This is a genomic window from Mesorhizobium sp. M1A.F.Ca.IN.020.03.2.1 (genome assembly GCF_004023205.1).
In the GTDB taxonomy this organism is placed as follows: domain Bacteria; phylum Pseudomonadota; class Alphaproteobacteria; order Rhizobiales; family Rhizobiaceae; genus Mesorhizobium.
This window is the reverse complement of sequence record NZ_RZSV01000512.1, coordinates 1-464: the sequence shown is the minus strand read 5'-3', so window position 1 is coordinate 464 and position 464 is coordinate 1. Positions and strand designations below refer to the sequence as shown.

Below are 464 nucleotides of genomic sequence, written 5' to 3'. Positions count from 1 at the left end.
GCCGCGACACCGTCACCGTCGACCAGGGCACGTTGCGCAGCGATGCGCTCAATGCCGCGCTGACCGCCGGCGTCTCGCTCGCCGACCTGTCGATGACGCTGAAGATGAATGCCGACGCCGTATCGAAGGCGCTGCCGCCGCAGATCAGCTCGCTGCTTGGCGAACGGGTGGAATTCTCGGCTACCGCGACCCGGGATCCGGAAGGCGCTTTCGCGGCCAACGAGCTGGAACTCACCTCCGGCTCGCTCAGCGCCAGCGGCACCGCCAGCGCGCAAGGCTCGGATATCCAGGCAAACGTAAAGGGAACGCTGGGCGATGTATCGGCGCTGTCGTCGCTGGCGGGCACGCCGCTTGCCGGCGGGGTCAATTTCGCGCTGACCGCCAGCGGTCCGCGCTGGGCGCCGGATTTCTCGGTGTCGGCCGACAGTGCGAGCCTGACGGCGGCCGGCCGCACGGTGAAGGAC

The 464-nt window shown here is 69.2% G+C and carries 1 protein-coding gene; it reads left to right on the top strand.

Annotation, left to right across the window (positions count from 1 at the left end; translation table 11 throughout):
• On the top strand, positions 1 to 464 hold a 464-nt coding region (locus EOA79_RS32450), incomplete at both ends, for a hypothetical protein (RefSeq protein ID WP_164894094.1).